At 35.0% G+C, this 20,620-nt stretch carries 15 protein-coding genes and 1 pseudogene; 3 read left to right on the top strand and 13 right to left on the bottom strand.

Annotated elements, in window-relative coordinates:
• Positions 1-34: 34 nt before the first annotated feature.
• Positions 35-1,684: a chaperonin GroEL gene (groL, locus tag ABWU55_RS00795; RefSeq protein ID WP_010962503.1), complete on the top strand. Its 1,650-nt coding sequence runs from the start codon at positions 35-37 to the stop codon at positions 1,682-1,684.
• A gap of 522 nt (positions 1,685-2,206) precedes the next feature.
• Here the strand turns inward: groL and ABWU55_RS00790 are convergent.
• The 9 genes from ABWU55_RS00790 to ABWU55_RS00750 form a co-directional block, all read right to left on the bottom strand.
• Complete coding sequence (locus ABWU55_RS00790; RefSeq protein WP_353286358.1) at positions 2,207-5,329, bottom strand: AsmA-like C-terminal domain-containing protein; 3,123 nt, start codon at positions 5,327-5,329, stop codon at positions 2,207-2,209.
• On the bottom strand, positions 5,322-5,759 hold the full coding sequence (gene rnhA, locus ABWU55_RS00785) for a ribonuclease HI (protein WP_151807582.1): 438 nt from the start codon (positions 5,757-5,759) through the stop codon (positions 5,322-5,324). The genes ABWU55_RS00790 and rnhA overlap by 8 nt, the downstream gene beginning before the upstream one ends.
• 175 nt (positions 5,760-5,934) lie before the next feature.
• Positions 5,935-6,822 carry a heme o synthase gene (locus tag ABWU55_RS00780; protein WP_155968887.1) on the bottom strand — a complete coding sequence of 296 codons (888 nt, stop codon included), beginning with the start codon at positions 6,820-6,822 and terminating at the stop codon, positions 5,935-5,937.
• Position 6,823: 1 nt separating this feature from the next.
• Complete coding sequence (gene ctaD / locus ABWU55_RS00775; RefSeq protein ID WP_353286357.1) at positions 6,824-8,374, bottom strand: cytochrome c oxidase subunit I; 1,551 nt, start codon at positions 8,372-8,374, stop codon at positions 6,824-6,826.
• Between the two features lie 15 nt (positions 8,375-8,389).
• Positions 8,390-9,154 carry a cytochrome c oxidase subunit II gene (coxB, locus tag ABWU55_RS00770; RefSeq protein WP_010962498.1) on the bottom strand — a complete coding sequence of 255 codons (765 nt, stop codon included), beginning with the start codon at positions 9,152-9,154 and terminating at the stop codon, positions 8,390-8,392.
• A gap of 1,536 nt (positions 9,155-10,690) precedes the next feature.
• On the bottom strand, positions 10,691-10,855 hold the full coding sequence (locus tag ABWU55_RS00765) for an IS3 family transposase (protein WP_080717614.1): 165 nt from the start codon (positions 10,853-10,855) through the stop codon (positions 10,691-10,693).
• A complete protein-coding gene (locus ABWU55_RS00760; protein WP_156768652.1) occupies positions 10,845-11,009 on the bottom strand; it encodes a hypothetical protein in 165 nt (54 codons plus the stop codon). Before ABWU55_RS00760 ends, ABWU55_RS00765 begins: the two co-directional genes overlap by 11 nt.
• Complete coding sequence (locus ABWU55_RS00755; protein WP_081420805.1) at positions 11,009-11,368, bottom strand: IS3 family transposase; 360 nt, start codon at positions 11,366-11,368, stop codon at positions 11,009-11,011. The genes ABWU55_RS00760 and ABWU55_RS00755 overlap by 1 nt, the downstream gene beginning before the upstream one ends.
• Positions 11,369-11,456: 88 nt before the next feature.
• Positions 11,457-11,741 carry a transposase gene (locus tag ABWU55_RS00750; protein WP_038198869.1) on the bottom strand — a complete coding sequence of 95 codons (285 nt, stop codon included), beginning with the start codon at positions 11,739-11,741 and terminating at the stop codon, positions 11,457-11,459.
• A 580-nt stretch (positions 11,742-12,321) separates the two neighbouring features.
• Between ABWU55_RS00750 and ABWU55_RS00745 the strand changes: the two are divergent.
• Together ABWU55_RS00745 and ABWU55_RS00740 are read left to right on the top strand one after the other, a co-directional pair.
• A pseudogene (locus tag ABWU55_RS00745) lies at positions 12,322-12,567 on the top strand (PD-(D/E)XK nuclease family transposase); the annotation flags it as partial.
• A 633-nt stretch (positions 12,568-13,200) separates the two neighbouring features.
• Entirely contained in the window at positions 13,201-13,374 is a 174-nt protein-coding gene (locus ABWU55_RS00740) for a reverse transcriptase N-terminal domain-containing protein (protein WP_353286356.1), read from the top strand.
• Between the two features lie 91 nt (positions 13,375-13,465).
• On the opposite strand, the gene ltrA is transcribed toward ABWU55_RS00740, so the two are convergent.
• The 4 genes from ltrA to ABWU55_RS00720 form a co-directional block, all read right to left on the bottom strand.
• Positions 13,466-14,779 carry a group II intron reverse transcriptase/maturase gene (gene ltrA, locus ABWU55_RS00735; RefSeq protein ID WP_006280268.1) on the bottom strand — a complete coding sequence of 438 codons (1,314 nt, stop codon included), beginning with the start codon at positions 14,777-14,779 and terminating at the stop codon, positions 13,466-13,468.
• The gene (locus ABWU55_RS00730) at positions 14,742-14,870 is read right to left on the bottom strand and encodes a hypothetical protein (RefSeq protein WP_255324786.1); all 129 of its coding nucleotides are present in this window, start codon (positions 14,868-14,870) and stop codon (positions 14,742-14,744) included. Before ABWU55_RS00730 ends, ltrA begins: the two co-directional genes overlap by 38 nt.
• A 526-nt stretch (positions 14,871-15,396) precedes the next feature.
• Positions 15,397-18,258, bottom strand: coding sequence for a hypothetical protein (locus ABWU55_RS00725; RefSeq protein WP_353286355.1), 2,862 nt, complete (start codon positions 18,256-18,258; stop codon positions 15,397-15,399).
• Positions 18,239-20,593, bottom strand: coding sequence for a type VI secretion protein (locus ABWU55_RS00720; RefSeq protein ID WP_353286354.1), 2,355 nt, complete (start codon positions 20,591-20,593; stop codon positions 18,239-18,241). Before ABWU55_RS00720 ends, ABWU55_RS00725 begins: the two co-directional genes overlap by 20 nt.
• Positions 20,594-20,620: the final 27 nt, after the last annotated feature.

The following is a 20,620-nucleotide window of genomic DNA, read 5'->3' as shown; positions in this document are numbered from 1 at the left end:
TTTCTAAATTTTTTATTAACAAGAGGTGATAAAAATGACTAATGTAGTAGTATCAGGTGAGCAGTTGCAAGAAGCCTTTCGTGAAGTTGCAGCAATAGTGGATTCAACGGTAGCAATAACTGCAGGACCTAGAGGAAAAACAGTAGGGATTAATAAGCCCTATGGAGCACCAGAAATTACAAAAGATGGTTATAAGGTGATGAAGGGTATCAAGCCTGAAAAACCATTAAACGCTGCGATAGCAAGCATCTTTGCACAAAGTTGTTCTCAATGTAACGATAAAGTTGGTGATGGTACAACAACGTGCTCAATACTAACTAGCAACATGATAATGGAAGCTTCAAAATCAATTGCTGCTGGAAACGATCGTGTTGGTATTAAAAACGGAATACAGAAGGCAAAAGATGTAATATTAAAGGAAATTGCGTCAATGTCTCGTACAATTTCTCTAGAGAAAATAGACGAAGTGGCACAAGTTGCAATAATCTCTGCAAATGGTGATAAGGATATAGGTAACAGTATCGCTGATTCCGTGAAAAAAGTTGGAAAAGAGGGTGTAATAACTGTTGAAGAGAGTAAAGGTTCAAAAGAGTTAGAAGTTGAGCTGACTACTGGCATGCAATTTGATCGCGGTTATCTCTCTCCGTATTTTATTACAAATAATGAAAAAATGATCGTGGAGCTTGATAATCCTTATCTATTAATTACAGAGAAAAAATTAAATATTATTCAACCTTTACTTCCTATTCTTGAAGCTATTGTTAAATCTGGTAAACCTTTGGTTATTATTGCAGAAGATATCGAAGGTGAAGCATTAAGCACTTTAGTTATCAATAAATTGCGTGGTGGTTTAAAAGTTGCTGCAGTAAAAGCTCCAGGTTTTGGTGACAGAAGAAAGGAGATGCTCGAAGACATAGCAACTTTAACTGGTGCTAAGTACGTCATAAAAGATGAACTTGGAATCAAGATGGAAGATCTCACGCTTGATGATCTTGGTACGGCTAAAAATGTTAAAATTACTAAAGATAATACCACAGTTGTCAGCGAAAATAGCGATTCTGACAGTGTGAAAGCTAGAATCGAGCAGATTAAATCTCAAATTGAAACTTCAACTTCTGATTATGATAAAGAAAAGCTAAGAGAACGTTTAGCGAAATTATCAGGTGGCGTTGCTGTGCTCAAAGTTGGTGGAGCAACTGAAGTGGAAGTTAAAGAACGTAGAGATAGAGTCGAAGATGCGCTGCATGCAACAAGAGCTGCAATTGAAGAAGGCATAGTTCCAGGTGGTGGAGTTGCGCTTCTTTATGCTTCATCTGTTCTCGACAAATTAAAAGGTGCAAGTGACGAAGAGCAAATAGGCATAAACATTATCAAGAAAGTTCTCAGTGCTCCAATTAGAAGGTTAGTCAAAAATGCTGGTCTTGAATCTGCTGTTATAATTGACTATTTGATTAAGCAGAATGATAAAGAGCTTATATACAACGTTGAGGCTATGAATTATGCTAATGCGTTTACAGCTGGTGTGATTGATCCAGCAAAAGTGGTGCGTATTGCTTTTGAAACAGCGGTATCTGTTGCGAGTGTGCTGATAACTACTGAATCTATGATAGTTGATGTACCAAGCAAAGAAAATGCTTCATCTCCTATGGGTGCAGGAGAAATGAGTGGCATGGGTGGATTCTAAGTAGAATGAAACCGTGGAGCAATTGCTCCACGGTAGTTCCAAAAAATCTCACATTTTACTATTCGTTAAAGGTAATACGTTTGGTGCAGAAATGCACTACTGTTTGCATCCGTTTCACTCCTTTATATTGTGGTTGTCTAATAACAAAAAGGCAGCATAAGAAAACTATAACCCCTAGTATATTTATACTATAGCTGACCCAAGCAACACGTCATACCGCGATTCATTCCACAACTGTACGAACATTACAATATGGCACATAGTAAACGATGTCATGAAAGTAGCTGACACTGGAATGACACCCATTTGTTCCTATAGTTGTCTTTTCTCGTCTACCTTATTTTGCCACTCTGCTGAACAGATACAATTTACAACCACCCCCCTACCCTTTTTAGTTGTTCAGCAAATATAGAGAGGTTAAAGGGAGTGGTATTACTTAAACAACTAAATAAAAAACCAGGTAGATCATTCTGAAATTCTTGCATTTTTGTCCATAATTTTGTTAAATAACTTCCCTTTTGGTCATATCGAACCAAATTTCTTTTTCACACCACCTTTTAAGCCACTTTCGTTAGTTTTTGTCATAATGCGATCAAACACTCCCAATAACCTCTTTAATAGGTTTGGAGTTAGCGAAGAGATAAGATCAACAGATACGTTATTGTTTTTGTCATCACCACTTGCTTTATAGTCTATTGAAACGATTCCCCTACTTTTCCCACCAGTAAGAAGTTTTCCAATTATAGGAATTTTTAACAAAGATTTATTAATTGAATATGCTGGTATTACTTGTCCTGCAACCTGGAATTTATAATTTCTAATATCGAGCTTACCACCAGTGCTAATACCTAACTCCGCCCCTTCAAGCCAAGATTCTTCAATTTCAATAGTGCCATCTTTGTATGAAAAAGGTGCATTACATTTGTAAAAGTATACACCTTCATTTTTTATGGCATTTACAATGCCAGGCAATGAAGACATCGACAATAAAGTAGTAAGTAGTGGAGCATCTTTGATGTAGAAATTGCTAATGGATAACGTACCATAATGTTCTCCACTTTCTCTCTGAGGAGAGAGATAAAAAGACAATTTGCCGTTTTTAATTGATTTACTAATGCCTAAGGAACGCAAAAGCATACCTGAATTATCCGCATATATTTCGAGCCCTATTCCACTGTATTCTGCTAGTATGTTGCTGCTATTTTCCAGAAACTGCCCTGTAAATTGACTTCCATTGCAATTACCTTTAGTACAGGTTACATTCAGCTTAGCATTTTTGATAACGATGCCTTCTTTCATAATTACATTGTCAACATTCATACTAATCTCTATATCTTTATTTAATCCATTACTGTTTTTGCCAAGCAAGCCTAAAATATCACTTAAGTTAATTTCCTCACCATAAATAGTTATGGCATTTTTCTCCTTACCTGATTCAATTTCTATACTAAAATCATTATCAGGCAATTTAAAGCTACTAGAATTTAAATATAAATTTCCATTTTCTACTCTTCCGCTGAATTTTATATCTAGGTCATTTCCTACAATGTCTAATTTATCTACTAACAATTCACCTGCTCCTTTTAACCTTGTAGAAAACAAAATTTTATTGTGATCTTCAAAGCGATTTTTCCACCCTAAGTAGCTTGAATGTGATTCAAATTCTGATAAATCTATATCACCATTAACATACCCCGTCTTATCTTGATTTATCACTGACTCTAAATTTGCACTGACATAGCCACTATCAAAATTAAATATTTGAGCGGGTAAATCTCCGGTCAAATTCCAGGCGAAACTTTCATTCCTATTGCTACTTTTCAGGTCAAATAATAGCTGTGTGTTATTCACCATACCACTACCATTTAAATCTATAAAGTCACTGCCAAAACTAAGCTTAATATCATATTTACCAAGACTTGCATTATAGACGGCCAAATTGTCAATTTCAGAATGAAAATTTGCTGAGAAGTCTACTTTTTTGTCATCAGCATTTAGATTAAAAATGCGAAAATTAAATACGGATTTTGCCATTCCACTTACTTTATCCCTTTCAACCTTCACCACATCATCCAGCTTAAATCTTATAGGCTCATATAAACCATACGCATCACTTACAGCTTTGCCATTAATGGTTAGAACTGAATCTTCCTTATTTAGAGATTTCATTTCAATATCACCACCATTAACAGTGAAATTCTGAAACTTAGCGCTATTTACAGTAATTTCAAGATCGTTATTCTTGATGATCAAATCACCCTTTAATTCCTTTACTTGCTCAAAATCTTCATCAAATTTTACGCTACCGTTTTCTATATCAGCAACAATTACAATGTCTGACAGATCGTCATCAACCAAATTGTTAATTTTGCCATTGAAACTTACAATGGTATTTAAAACATCCCCATCAATATTATCACAATACCAGCTTTTAAATTTACTATTTACTACACTATCTGGTATATAAGTACATAAATCCTTTGCAGCAAACTTACTAATATTAATTCTAAGCAAAGCATGACTTGTACCAAAGTTCATTTTGCCTATTAAAGAGAGATACGTGTCATTTAACTTAAAATGGAAGTTTTTTACACTAATAATTCCATTACTATATGTTAAATTTATATTTACATTAGTTAAGGCCAAATTTTTGTTCAAATAATTTTCTGTATTTAATACGTATATATTTCCATCTACAATTTCATCCTTTTTATTAATTTTCACTGAGAAGCTTCCTTTGAATCCTATATTTTTGTCCAAATTGTAGCTTTTAACTAATGTAGAAAACTTGCTCAATAGTCCCAATTTTAGATCATAAAATGTCCCGTACACATTTAGCAAATTGTTGCGATTTTTTATCGTAATTGATAAATCATCCAAAAATCCCTTTCCATCTTTTGTATTCACATGAATATCTAAAACATTAAAATCTTCCCCCTTCCCTATATATAATTTATCAATAAAAAATTCATCTTCTGTGCTTTTATCAATAGCGATGTTAGTAAATTCAATTTTTGAATCCGCATTTAAGTCAAAAAAAAATTCCCTTATTGTTTTTAATAGATTTTTTGCACTACTTTCTGTCATCTTGAAATTCTTCCCTGTCATCCCAGTATCTTTTTTTCCTGTCATCCCAGCACTCGTCCTTGTCATCCAAGTAGCTTGACTACTTGTTTCTTTTTTTCTAGATTCCAGCGTCACGCGCTGGAATGACACCGAAGGAAGGCGGTTACTACTTAAATAATGATTATCCAAAAGGTCTAATGAGTTTTGCGGATTAACATTAGTTTCTTCTCTCTTGATACATACATGCACATTATCAGCTGAAACCTGAGAGAGATTTGTGCTAGCTTTAAATAAGGAACTTAACTTAAAATGTACAAAAAGCTCAGGAACTTTTATAGTAAAATTAGGGTTTGCTATTGCCAAATCCGTAATGACTAAATACGGATCTTTGCCATCTTTCTGCCAAACAACTGAGGTATTCTCCATATTAACGCTTGAGCCAACAAATATTTTTGATATTTTATGTTTAACATAAAAATCAATATAATTAATATTGATTTCTAAAGGCTTAAAAAAAATAAAGAAGCACAATATGAATAATAAAGCTACGGAAAATAATATAGTAATTTTTTTAAGCATCGATTATTGCTTTTCTTGCTAAACTATCAGCCTCCTCATTATACTTATCGCCACTGTGTGCTTTAACCCACTTCCAATCAATTTCGTGTTGTGAAGCAACGTTGTCTAGCTCTTTCCACAATTCCATATTTTTTACTGATTTTTTATTACTTGTTTTCCAGCCATTCATTTTCCACTTATTTATCCATTCTGTTATGCCATGCTTAACATAAAGACTATCCGTATATAAATTAATATTACAAGAAAATTTCAATACTTTCAGCCCATTGATCACCGCTGTTAACTCCATTTTATTGTTTGTGGTATTTTCTTCTCTACCATAAATGTCTTTTCTGTAATCTTGAAATAATATGATAGCTGCCCATCCTCCCGCTCCAGGATTACCAGAACACGCCCCATCCGTATATATTGTCACTTCTTTTTTACTCATCTTTGTTTATATCGGTTAACAAAGTATATAGTTGCTTTTATGAAAGCACAATTTCTAAAGGTAGTTTAAGCTGCACCTTTAAATTTTATTATAGAAACAAAAAAAAGTGTGACAACGAGCATTACCAAAAGGAAAAGTAAAAAATAGTTTTTATGCTTCTGCCGTTCTTTCATAACTAAAATAAATCAATAGAACAAAAAATAATACTGGCGAATAGGGAAAATAGATAAGAAATTGAATAAGAAAACATTTTTTTCTGTGAGCTGTGATTCTTGAACTTCATAACAGATACAGCGTACCAAATAAAAACGCAACCTTCAAAGGTTGCCATGCTTAGATAAAGTAAAGCCTTTTTCAAAAATAGAGCCGGAAGCAAGCTAGTTAGCACCAGCAAAACACTATAAATTAATATATATTTTCTTGTTTTTTCCGGACCATAAACAATATTGAACATTGGAATCGATGCCTTTGCATAGTCTTCAGACTTATTTAAAGATAGGGCCCAAAAGTGTGGTGGAGTCCACATAAAAATTACTAAAAATAAGATGAAACTTTCCCAACTTACAGAATTAGTCACAGCTGCCCAGCCAATCATTGGAGGGAAAGCACCTGCTGCACCACCGATAACGATATTCTGCGGAGTACGCCTTTTTAGCCAAATTGTATATATGAAAACGTAAAATAATATGCTAACAGCAAGCAAAGCAGCAGAAATATAGTTTACTGCTATTGCCATGATAAATACTGACAATATTCCAAGAGTTATACCAAATTCAAGCGCACTTTCTGCAGAAACTCTACCTGAGGGTATAGGGCGGTTTTTTGTCCTTTCCATGAGCAGATCTATGTCTCTGTCATACCACATATTTATAGCACCTGCAGATCCTGAGCCAAGAGCAACACATATAAGAGATATTAGTGCTAGAAAAGGGTGCATACTACCTGGTGCAGTAACCATACCAGCAACTGCAGTAAATACCACAAGATACATTATCCTTGGCTTCAGCAAACGCCAAAAATCCAGTATTGTTGATTCAACATTTAGCAAAACACTTGTGTACATTCTATTTTACCACTGGTGGCTTTTCGAAAGTATGAAAAGGCGGTGGTGAAGATACCGTCCATTCCAAGGTGTCACCTTCCCAAGGATTATCTCCAGCTTTCTTGCCCCATTTAAAAAGATGTATAACTATAAACACAAAAAACATAACTGAAACAAAGGACATATACGAACCAATTGAGGATATATAATTCCAAGGGATAAACGCATCAGGATAATCAGGTATACGCCTTGGCATACCAGCTAATCCTAAGAAATGTTGAGGTAAAAAAGTGATATTGGTGCTAATAAAAGTAAGCCAAAAGTGGATTTGACCTAAGCGCTCATTATATTGTTTACCCGACATTTTACCAATCCAATAATAAAAGCCAGCAAAAGCTCCAAATAATGCAGCAAGTGACATGACATAATGGAAGTGAGCAACAACATAATAGGTGTCGTGCAGGAGCTTATCTATTCCACCATGAGAAAGAATTATTCCCGTTATGCCACCGCCAACAAACATAAAAATAAAACCTAGTGCAAATAGCATAGGGGTCTTAAACTCAATTGCTCCGCCCCACATAGTTGCAATCCAACTAAAGACTTTTACACCAGTTATAACACCGATAAAAATTGTGGTGGTGCTAAAAAATGCAGCAGCGTCAGCACTAAGCCCAACAGTGAACATATGGTGAGCCCAAACCATAAAGCCAAATACTGCTATACCTATCATTGCATAAACCATCCCTATGTAACCAAATACAGGTCTGTGAGAAAAAGTTGATACAACCTGACTTATGATGCCAAATGCAGGAAAAATAATTACGTAAACTTCTGGATGACCAAAAAACCAAAATAAATGTTGAAATAACACAGGGTCACCACCACCTGCAGGATCAAAAAAGGAAGTACCAACATTGCGATCAGTAAGAAGCATAGTTATAGCACCGGCAAGCACTGGTAAGGCAACAATCAACATAAATGCTGTTAGCAAGACAGACCAAACAAACAGTGGCATCTTAGTTAATGACATTCCTTTTGTGCGCATGTTAAATATAGTAACTATAAAGTTGATCGCCCCAACAATTGACGACATACCAGCAACATGAAGTGCAAGTATAGCAATGTCAACTCCTGCACTTGGATGGGACATTACCTGTGATAGAGGTGGATATAAAGTCCAACCTGTACCTGGACCTTCACCAATAAACACTGAGAGAATGAGCAAAATAAAAGATGACACTAATAACCAAAAACTTAAATTATTCATACGAGGAAATGCCATATCTGGTGCGCCAATCATGGGAGGTACAAACCAGTTACCAAATCCTCCCATGAGGGCTGGCATTATCATAAAAAACACCATTATCAACGCATGCCCTGTAACCATTACGTTATATAATTGATAGTTATTGTTAAGTATATTAATGTGCATTAGCTGAGTGCGAATAATCACCGATAATAATCCACCAATAATTCCAGCTAATATGGAAAAAATAATGTACAGTGTCCCTATATCTTTATGATTGGTGGAAAACAACCAACGCTTTATGCCCTTTGGTACGTCACTCATATCTATACTCCAAATTTAACTCACTAATTTTCTATTTTCAATCCACTTATTAAAATCTTCTTTGCTTACTGCTTCAACAACAATTGGCATAAATCCATGGCCTTGACCACACAATTCGTAGCACTGCCCATAATAAACACCAGGCTTTTTGATATTAAACCACGCCTCATTCAGCCTACCTGGTATCGCATCAATTTTTACACCAAAAGCCGGTACTCCCCAACTGTGTATCACATCTCCTGCTGTAACTTGTAAACGAACGTTAGTATTAACGGGTAAAATGATGTTGTTATCAACAGAGAATAGCTTTAAATCTCCTTCGATAAAGTCTTCTTTTCCCTTAATATAACTATCAAATGACACACCTTGATATTCTGGATATTGGTAACTCCAATACCATTGATGGCCAATAACTTTCAGTGTTATATCAGCTTTCGGTATTTCTTCCTGTAGCTTCAGTAATTTAGCGTTTTCAAAGGCTAATATTCCAACAATGATAGTTGGTATAACAAACCAAATAATTTCTAAAGGAACACTATGGGTAGTTTTACTTATGTTTGTTACTTTGCTTTTACGAAAGCGAAACGCTATATAAGCAAGCAGCGCCCACACAAAAAGCATTATTGTAACCATCACAAGCATCACAAACGAATGTGACCTAACTACAGCCTCCATTACTTCAGTTGCAGGAGCAGGAAATCCAAATTGCCAGGAAGTAGGAGCAGAGGCAACAGATATATTTGAGTAAAATATTATCAATAGTGCAAATAACTTCACCATATCTTTTGTTTGTTTGCTATAAAACTAAGTGATATACTGTATAATAGTATATATAAACTTACTATGCAAATAGAGATTAGTGATGGTTAATAATTTTTTAGCATTCAACAAGTATAATAGTACAATACTAATTGAGGAAAAAAGCATTTACATAAATCTATTGTAAGTAAAAATATTATAATATTTTAAATTAAGTATTTACTTTAAGTAAATTCTATAATAAGTTTAATAGTGTCTGTTACTGCTAATAACCCTCTAGCCTCACACCTAAAAGCAGTAACAGACACTATTAAACTTTATGATAAGTTTATGATTTGCAAGATCAAAATCTTGCAAGTGTCTTTATTTCATTATACATTGCAGTTTGTTAATTAACTTTTAATGCCTATGGTAGCATTTACTGAACCAAAGGTTTGCGTATTATAGAAAATAATTACAAAAAAAACACACTATTTATATACCATACAAACTTTTTTCATTCTGCATAGCTGAGTTACTAGATTCTGTAAACGAAATCTTTAGAGAAGCCAAATGGGCAAAGTTTCATGAAGGTCTTTGGCATCTCTTAGCATAGATCCCTTACTTAACCGTCATACCGCGATTCATTCGCAGTATCTCAAAGCATAGATCCCGCTAACAAGTAGCGGGATGACGGTTGTCAGGGCAGTGTCCCTATGATGTCATTCAAGTAGCTGACACTGGTTCCTTTATGATGGCAGTGCCCCTATGGTGTCATTCCAGTGCTTGACACTGGAATCCAGGAAAGTTTGCTTGTAAGCAAGCAAACTAGCACAGAAAGTGGTTACAACATTTTCGATGAGATTATATGGAAAACTGGATCCCAGTGTCAAGCACTGGGATGACAAGGTATAAACCTTATCGTCATGCCGCCACAAACCGTCATACCGCGATTCATTCGCGGTATCTCTAGATCTCGCTAACAAGTAGCGGGATGACGATTGTCGTTTAGCCATAAACATTAAGAAATTTACCAAATAAAAAAAAAGGCAAAAGAAGCCCTGGGGTTATTATCCGCTTTAAAATATTGGCGTTTTTTATGTTTTAAACGCTTGACAAGCGAAATTCAGCTGCTTTTAATTGCAACTAACCTACGCTGCAAATGTTTAAGAAATTTACTAAGCAGAAAAAAAGACAAAGAATCCCCGAGTTAGCTAGTCTTTTACTATCTCTGTCGAGTATTGGCATTTTTTGATGTCTTGTAACGCTTTATAAGCGCGTTTCGGCTTATATAGGTAAAAACCCAGAAATTTTTAAAGACATGCGATGCACGTAGTGCGAAAAATTAAACATGAGACGCCAAATACCCTAAGTTTGACTCGCGACATAATGTTGAACATTTTTTTTTGCATTTCCAGAGCAAGTTCTTGAAACCTAAACATTATATGTACATCATCATGATCAATTCTAATGCATCTAACTAATGCTATGATGACCTTACCCAGAAAAAGTGGAGAGAAAGTTTGGAATGTTTTTCACAAAGAGAATGATGAATCAAAATGCTCAGGAATGCAATAGTTAATAGTGACGTTGTTTGTTATAAAAAATTTCTATGTATTCAAATATTGCAGTTCTAGTTTGTTGAGCAGAGTGTTGTGAAGTATCAATAAGTATTTCTCTTTTCAATGAGCTAAAGAAGCTTTCCACAACAGAATTGTCGTAACAACAACCTTTATGACTCATCTATGTTTTTTATGGATAAGAGATATTGATAACCTTGCAAAGTATATTGTGAACCTTGATCACTATGTAATAGTAGATTTTTGGCAGGTTTACGCTTGTTAACGGCCATTAATAAAGAGTCCATAACCAATTGTTTATTTATTGAACTGCTCATTAACTACCATGCGTGAATATAGATCGATTATTGTTGCCAAATATAGCCATCCTTCTTTGGTTTTTATATAAGTAATCCCATACTTTATTTGGTTGATCAACAATAAAGTTTTGATCTAGTATATTGGGAGCTACAGCTCTATTATCTGTTTGTTGTTTTTTAATTTTAAACTTTCTTTTCAGTATAGCCCTGATGTCATTTTTCTGCATAATACTTTGCACCGTTTTCAAATTGCAACTTTTACCCAAAGCCTTCAATTCAGCATGAATTTTAGGAGCTCCATATCTACATTTAGAAGCTTGATATATTTTTTGAATATCTGCTAATAACTCTTTATTTGCTGATTCTCTACTGCTTATTTTTCTTGTGGTCCACTTATAGTAGCCACTAGCAGAAAATCCTACATAATTCCTGTACTTTATAGCAGTTACTATATAAAAAAATATTTTACTCTTTTTGACTGGCCAGGGCTTTTTTTAAAATGTCTCTTTCTCTTGTTACTTTTGCTAACTCTTTCTGTAAATCAAATCTCTCTTTGTCATAAGGTGCTACATCTGGAAATGCATTTGCCGCTGACTTTTTTTCGTTATATTTCTTCATCCATTTTCCTAATACACTATCCCTTATTCCTAGATCTCTTGCTACTTTTGCAACTGGTTGACCTACCTTTCTTTGTTCATTTGCCAGCTTAACAGCTTCCAATTTGAATTCTGCTGTATATTCTCTTGCCATTTCTAATCCTCCAAAATTTTATTTTACCCGAAAAAACTCCTTTCTTTCTCTCCACTTTTTCTGGGTAAGGTCAATTCGGAACTCTATTTCTTTTTTACGATCTTTACTTTTATTCTTATTGTTCATATAATATACCCTTCACTAATAATAAATTATTTTTAAATGTTTACTGTTATTTTCTTAGCAGTATTGGCATAAAGCCATAGCTTTTGGGTGAAGTCAAATCAAATTTTCAATTTTTTTTTGTTTATTTTTTTATGAAAAGGTAGAAGATATTAATAGCTGCTAATTTCTTTAAACGATGTTGTCGTAGATTCGTATTTTTATACACCAAAAAGGGTATCTTTGATGTCTCCTACAGCTCCAAACTCATAGCATCCATTTGCCGGCCTTTTAAGGCGCTTTATAGAAGGGTTAATAAAAGATGTACAAAAGGACGTCTAAGGTGCGTAGTAGCATTCTAAAGCCATCTATGGGAGACATTTTTTTCATCAACGCATTCAAAACTTAAAAAAATAAAAAACTTGAACATTTCTTCAGAATTATGTATAATTATTAATGCTTTTTAAGGTTCTTTCTTATGACTTTTTCTAAGTTTCTTGATCCCAAAAATGATGTATCGTTTAAGCGTATCTTCGGTACTGAAAAAAATAGAGATATCCTTATTCACTTCCTCAATGATATTCTTGGCTTTACTGGTAAAAATGAAATAAAGGATATAGAGTTTTTAAGTACTATTCAAGACCCCGATATCGCCGCTAAAAAGCAAAGTATTGTTGATGTTCTCTGTAGAGATTCTACAGGTGCTCAATACATTTGCGAAATGGTGCGACCTGAAAGTCTTCGGTCATATTGTTTAAAAGGAGAGGAATTCCTCCAGAAAGAAACTGAAAGGATTCTAAAACTTATTAAACCAGATGTTTTGCCATCTGAGTCTACGCATCAGTGCGAATCGGGCAACCGGTTGGTGCCAAGCGATGCGGACAATGAACCTCCTCTTGAAAAAGAAGATGCTCAATCGTGAGAGGAGCATAAACTACAAGCATCATGTGGTTGGAGAGCTAGGCTAGTGGTATGGTGAACGTAAGTGAAACTTCAAAGTATCGTAATTATGAAGGAGCTAAAGATGCTGATAAGCTCTAACCAAAAAGGTAATGTGGATAAGTTACATTTCTCATTTCTAGATGTACGCAAATAATAACTCCACCGGTATAGAGAAGTCACCTAACCCACTGTTGTATGACAGAAGGAACAGGGTAAGCCTGTATTTTCGCCTACATGGCAAGCAAACCGCAAGGAATGCTGATGGAAGTGCAGGTAAAGGAGAATGGAGAAAGCGAATGCCATTTTGTAACGAAATGGATAGAATTTGTAACATTAATTCGCGTGAAAACGAGCAGACTTCCGTTTGGTCCCTCGTGACAAGAAACTTTGTTAACCACTTAAGGTAGGAAAGCAGATGATTACAAGTAAACCTGTAAGTGCATCTACCGAAAGCTTTGAAGCATGGAAGCAGTTGCCATGGAAGAAATGCCAGAAAGTTATTGTGAGGCTACAAAGACGTATTGTTAAGGCTGTCCAAAAAGGAAGATGGGGTAAGGTAAAAGCTTTACAGTCTGGTAGAGACTCATGACCTTGAAACCAGCGATTTGGTCTCATAACCATAGTCTCCCCAAAAGAACCGTGCTTGCGGATTTCCCGCACACGGCTCCACAATACAGCGTTCACACTAGTGCTCCTGTGTATAAAGAAACATATACCTTTGGTTTTGGTAATGGATTTACTTTTAAATAGTGTATAAATTGTTCCCAATCCATACTTTTCTTTTGACTACGTCGGTTTATCCACTTAAATGCTAACTTTGTTACCGGTCGATAGAATTGAATCAAACACCGATAATTTCCGCTAACTCCGAAGTAGCTATAGTGTCCTGTTAGTTTGGCTTTAAGTTTCTGCCACCAATCTTTGAGACAGATACGACTTCGTACCATCTTCAACCATTCTTTGATTTCTTTAATCTTTCTGGCTAGGCTTATTTTTGAAGTTTTCTGCTTCATCATAAGTTTACCATTACGACTTTTTCCACAATAATGTGTAAATCCTAGAAAGTTGAAGCTAGCCGTCCTACGTTTCTCTCTTTCTGCTTGATACCATTCTTTCTTACCAAACTTTACTATTTTTGTTTTATTTTCAGCTATTTCCAACCCAAATTTACTTAGTCTTTGTTTCAGTAATTCTAGAAATTCTTTTGCGTCTTCTTCCCTCTCGCAGCCAACTACAAAATCGTCGCAAAACCTTATTAGCTGTAAATATCCTCTGGCTTTTGGCTTAAATTTCTTTTCAAACCATAAGTCCAGCACATAGTGTAAGTATATATTAGCTAATACAGGGCTTACTATACCACCTTGTGGTGTGCCTTGATCGGTTGCTTTATAACATCCAACTTCGACTATTCCTGCCTTTAGAAATCGTTTTATTAACCACAATAAATTTGGGTCAGCTATTCGTTCCCTTAGACAATTCATTAGCCATTTATGTTGAACATTATCAAAGAACTTCTTGATATCCACTTCTACAATATAGTTAATTGGTTTGTGCATAACTGCTTTATCTAGAGCGTTTATCGCCTGATGACAATTTCTTCCTGGTCGAAATCCATACGAGCTGTCCATAAAGTTTGCTTCATAAATATTTTCTAATATCTTCTTTAGCATTACCTGTACCAACTTATCTTCCGTTGATGGTATTCCGAGACCGCGCTTCTCTTTGCTCCCGGCTTTGGGTATGTATACCCTTTTCACTGGTAGCGGTTGATATTGTTTTCTCTTCATACTATCCACTAGTGTTTTAAGTTTCTCTTCTAGATTTTCTCCATAAGCTTCCACTGTCACACGATCTATACCACAAGCCTTGTTGCGTTTTAGTTCCTTATAACACTCTGCAAGATTCTCTTCATTAATCAAATGAACTAATGATGTAAATTTTACTCGCTTATCTTGCTTAGCCCTTACTGCTATCTGGTTTAGTTTTCCTTGCATACTCCTCCAATCTCTGTTGTATTGGTATAGCAATCCCTATACCAGTCACTATATTGCTAACCGCTTCCCCTTGTATGTGGCTTTCCCACACTCCGAGTACTATCAGTTAGTCCGACTTCCTTTGCATCTTCCTCCAGTCCTCGCCTTTATTGACTTGTTCCAGAGTACCCTTACAGGAATACAAAGGATCTCCCAAGTTCACGTAAGGTCCATCTCAACACATGACGCGGCCTTCGATCCCGATGAGGTGAGTAATATCTTGCCTTAGCGTTATTACCCATGTTGCCTTCCACCAAATGTAAAGTGTCAGCCCCCATGACGCGTGAATTACGGGACTCAATACCTTCACTTTCGTTGCACCCTATGTTGTCCATTCCATTAGCTTTACTACGCTCGTTACCTTACGCAGCATAATGGTTTGTTCCAGGTTGCCGGCTAAGCTTTACCCGTGTTGGATTTTCACCAACTGTTCCTTACGCACTTCTTGGCGCACACATAAAGCACCCTCCTACATTCGTTATACCTTTTTGTTAAGATACAGCAATTACACCATTTACTACATGCTTTACTTTAATTAATTATTAAAACAAGAGCATCATTTCCAGAGCTATATCTTTTTACCTTGATAATTCTTTTTTGACTTCCTCTTTAATTATCCCACTTATATTCACGTTAAGATCCCCTACCCAAAAATCAGTCATAGTTTCAAGATCGTATAGATCCTCTATTACTTTTTTAATAGCAGCATTTATTTCTTCTTCGTCAAATTCCTTTATAATAGGTCTAATCTTCACATACCCTGGAGAGCCTTTACCATAAATTCCTTTGCTTTTATTAATGCAGCCACCTGCACCAGATCTACTGCTTCTCAAACCACTTCCACACTCTACTGTTTCATACTTGATTTCACCATTTTCTATATATGCTATTTGATTGTCTTGTGTAGACTTCAGTTTATCTGCCTTTACAATTTTCTCCTCTAGCTTTAAATCTTGCTTATGAATTACTGTTTCCTCATAACCCTTACCACCGTATGTTCTATACTCACCTCCACCTGCAACAGTAATCAGTTGCTGGCAATGTTGCTTCTGCGAATTGCACATTTCTATGAAAACAGGTCCCCCGTCCTTATCTGAGAAGTTACTTTCCTGGTTACCCCCTCCCTCTGTGACTTGCACCTTAATTATAGGATAATTAGGATCGATTTTCAGTTTAGCTTTAATATAATCTCCTGGCATCCCTACTCTGCTTTCAGTAGAATGGCATTTTTGATTGTTACAGCCACTACCTTGTATATGACCTGCTTCACCACTTCCCCACGCTTCTATTTTAATACGATCAAATTTTATTGATAAGTCATCTGTATAAACATCTTTATTTTTATGATCATAGGATTTTTCATTATTTTTTTCAAGATCTGGTTTCTTATTTTTCAGATGTTCCTTGATTATCTCTTTTAATTTTTCTTTTAATTTCTTTTTGAGACCTTCTAAATCGAACCTACACAATTTATCAGCGTAAAAAACCTCTGTTCTGTTTGCTTTAATCAGTTGATCTTTTAATTGTGTACACTTTCGTACTTCATTTTTTTCATCTCTTAATACTTTACCATCCTTATCTTTACAATCCACTTCCTCATACCTTAAGTAGAATGGCTTATCATCTTCATTTTTATTCAAATATTGTTTTGAACGGCTACACTTTCCATCAAAGCAGATGCAACCATCATCACCTTGCTCACATCCTTCTTTATGCTCTACATCCGTCAATTTGTATACTACTTTCAGTCCTTCACCAGATTTTAATTTTTCGTCTATTTTGCTATCTTTCTTCACACAATAACTGCATTCTTCCTTCTTCTGCTCATTTTCATCAGGGAAGAAAACATACTCTTGCTTATTAAATATTATTTTATCCAACCTCTCTTGAGTTTCTTTCAAAGGGTAAACTATTTCCTTGCTTGGAAGATAATAGAACTGATTTGATTCCTTGGAGTAAACAGCATTGTATTTAGTATATCTTGTTCCCATTAATTTTAGTGGTATTATTTTATTTTCTCTTTTAAGAACAAACTCCTCTGGTTCTGGCTGCCATCCAGAAAGACAAAGCATTTTACTGTTAGAATTTCCTTTATACTTTACTTCTATTTCCGGCTGCCCAGAGTTATTAAATTCACATTGAATAGATTTGTCTTTTAACTTTTTCTCAAAATCATTAAAACTATAAAAACTTCCGCCTTTAGAACATTTAATTTGCACATCAGGAACATAGCCATATTCTTTCAGAACTTTAAATTGTTGCGGATTACTTTCTAATATACCTTCTATAATATTATCAATATTACTATCAGTTGTTTTTGCTACTATTGCTGGTTTTACTACTTTTAAAGATAGGGGGCCAATGTTTATAGGATGGTTGAGGTCAGTATTAACATTAAAAGTACAGGAACCATTACTATAGGTTCCATGTGCTTTAGCACAAGTGCTCTCACTCATCTTCATTTCTACTTTCAATGTATTTGCATTTACTATCTCCACTATCTCAGGTTCTGGAGCAGGTGGTGCAGGAAAACAGCGGATGAACTGTGGATTGTTTTCATCTATACTTTGAGTTCCAAGGTATTCAGCGCAGAGCTTATCTTTTTCTCTATAAGTTTTGAAGTAGTACGTGATGCCATCTTTGTCTAAAATAGAGCGCCACTCAGCTTTATTTTCTCCATACCCTTTAGGGAAATCTAATTTTTCTCCAATCTCTCCGTCTCTTCCTTTCAGATCACCAATGATTACCTTAACCTTAGGATTAAAGTAATCATTGTCTTTATCTGTTATAGGAACAATTCTAACTTGTGGAAGCGACATTGCAAGTTGTTCACAAAATGGAGGGGGGCCAGGTGCAAGTGGAACAGGAGCACATTTTACTGCCGTTTGGTAGCAGGTATCACAGACTTTTTCCATCTCCCCAGGACGGAAAATATTCTCACCCGAAAATACTCTAGAACCCCATGAAGAAATTCCTGACATACAAGCCCCTTTTTGACTGCAAGCACATATTTTAGGAGAGTTAGCGAATCTTCTTTTTTCCTCATCAGTAACACCGTCTGCCCATTCCCATTTAAGACCCCGAGCAATTTCTCCTCCAGCTTTTGTTTTATCTCCTTCCCAGTCGATAAAAGCTGCAGCAGAAACTCCAGCTCCTGTACCTTGCGTTCCATATATCTGGCGGCAGGATTCCCCACTTTGTAAGTCATAACAATAACTTTGTCCATCATAAGCACATACTCTAATTTTGGGATTAAAGTAACCATCAACTCCTTGATCTTTTATTGCTTGCACCTTAATTTCCTTTACCCAATCTCCACCAACTATTGCTTCCCACCAAGTATTACTTTCTACAAATGTTGGACAATCAGCATATCCTTGATACGAAAGACCAAGTATCAAAAAAAATATCAATAAGAAATTAAGCCTTACACTTCTCATAAAATACCGGTAACCACTCATTAACTTCTTCTCCTTTTTCTTTTATTGCCTCATACATATACTTTATAGTCTCTTTGTTAGCTGAAAGTACATGTATTTCTTGCATATCCTTCAAATCCAGATTTAAGGTTACTAATCCTTTGTACTGTTTTATCAAAAATAAACCTTCCTGTGTTGGCGTCTGCAGAATTATATTCAGCTCCTCTTTCGATAGAGAAAATGCCTTCATGTATAATCTATTTGCATTGACGTTCGGCATCAAGATTCTTGTATCAACATGTTTATCTAAATATTGAGTAAATTTGCTAGCAAATGCGAGATTTAAATTCTCAGTACTTAGGATTACTACAACATTTAGTTCCGTCATTCTTTGCATCCAGTTATCAAACTCTTTCTCTGTAGGAAAAATATTACTTATCTCCCATGCTTCATCCAAAACAAGTATTGCAGGCGAGCCATCACATTTTGCCTCAAAAGAATATAAAAAATAGTAAAGTATCACGGACATACATTCCTTTTGTTTTGTAAGGTTTGCGGTGTTGAGAGATATAATTTTTGTTTCCCAGTCAATATCTGATTCATTACCATCTTGAAATAAGTAAGCAAAGTCACCATCGTCACACCATCTACTTATCTTACCCCCAAGAAGCAAGAGCACCTCAGAAATTTGTGAAATAGAACGTGATTCCTTGGGTATAGCAAATATAGAATCCACAATTTTTCTTATCTTTTCTTCTACGTCCACCAAGCTCGTATCGGCTACCATTCTTCTGATCAGTTCAACCAACATATTGCGATTGGAAGCACTATCTTCAATGTTTAGTGGATTAAATTTTAGGCTTTTGTCCTTATATTTTGGATCGATTATGTAATATTTACCACTCACTGCTTTAGTAAAAATTATTGATTTTCCAGTGTTATCCAATATGACAATTCTTGGGTTAAACTTTCTTGATTCTGATAATAGAAAATTAATGAGTGAAGTTCTGCCTGAATTTGGAGCTCCGAGTATCGTAGTATGGCCATTATTTCTTTTTCCATGAAAATTAAAGAAGTAAGGATTTCCTTTTTTTGAGAAAAAAATCATTACCGCTTCTTTCCACCTTCTTCCTTTTAATGTACCTGACGTAAAATCGTGCAGCATAGCAAAGCTGCAAGCGTATTTTGTTAAGATATTTTTCGGTTGCGTAATAAAAGCAAAATTGCCTGGAAGTTGTGCCCAAAAATGACTTTCCATATGTAAATCAGTTCTAAACATCATGAAGCCAACTAATGACATTATAGAAGATAAATCACTAATACTTTCAGCTAACTTATTCCTATCATCTGCAAATATTGTAAAAATAATTTTCTGTTGGCAGAAGTCTATACTAGAGGTCTTTTCAAGCTCTATTATTTCTTCAATTCCTGAGCTTTTAAGTAAGGTATTATCCTCACTAATTTGCAGCATGTTGATTTGTTTTTTAAATTCTTTTATTGCTTTGTTATTACTAGTAAATATCATTATTTCTGTAATGATAAATTCAGATTCAAGCTGCAAGCATCTATCTATATTACCTAAAGAGATTTCCCGGTATTCTTTTATGCTGAAAATAGAGCCAAATTTCTGTTGATTTTCAAATATTGTTTGAAACGTATTGAAACCAAAAGCTATTTTAAAATTTCTAATATATTGCGACAGGTCCCTTTCATGTATTGGATAATCTTTGTGCGTTAATGTAACAATATAGTGGAGAAATTCTATCATTTCAGAATATATTTTACCTTCACTAAACCTTAGACTCAGTTTTTTAGCTCCAAAAGGTCCTAAATCATTTTGAATTACGTCAGTTATCTTTTGCAACTCCTGATGGCTTTCTTGTAAAGACAACTTATGCTTATTCTTTATTCTATTGAAAAAAAACGAATTATTAGTATGCTTGCCAAAATCGCTAAACAATATTACAATGTATAGTTCATTTATATACTGTAATTTACTATCAGTTAGTTTATTAAACCACGTTGAATGTAGGTTGTCAGAGAAGTCTTCAGTTTTATTCCATTTCAAGCTCAGTTTATTGCGCTTTCTAACGGTATGAATCCAAACGGTAAAACACAGGCTATTAATATTTTTTGATATGCTTTTTCTAATTTCAGTTCTGAGGTCGCTGTAGTTATCAACAGAAGAATAATCTTCTAACTTGATTATTTTTAACAATTCTCCCTGTTTTGTTAGTATGGTTTCTTCATCGTAATGACAAGCATAAGGAACAAAATCTAAATCAATGCTTTCTAGTAATGCTAAGTTGTTCTTTTTTTTAAGCTTAGAGTTAACTGTTGGTACTTTTAACTGCATATGCGTATTCAATAAAGATAATTAAAA

The sequence above is a fragment of the Wolbachia endosymbiont (group A) of Crataerina pallida genome (genome assembly GCF_964028475.1).
GTDB lineage: Bacteria > Pseudomonadota > Alphaproteobacteria > Rickettsiales > Anaplasmataceae > Wolbachia > Wolbachia pipientis.
This window is presented reverse-complemented; position numbering and strand designations above follow the sequence as displayed.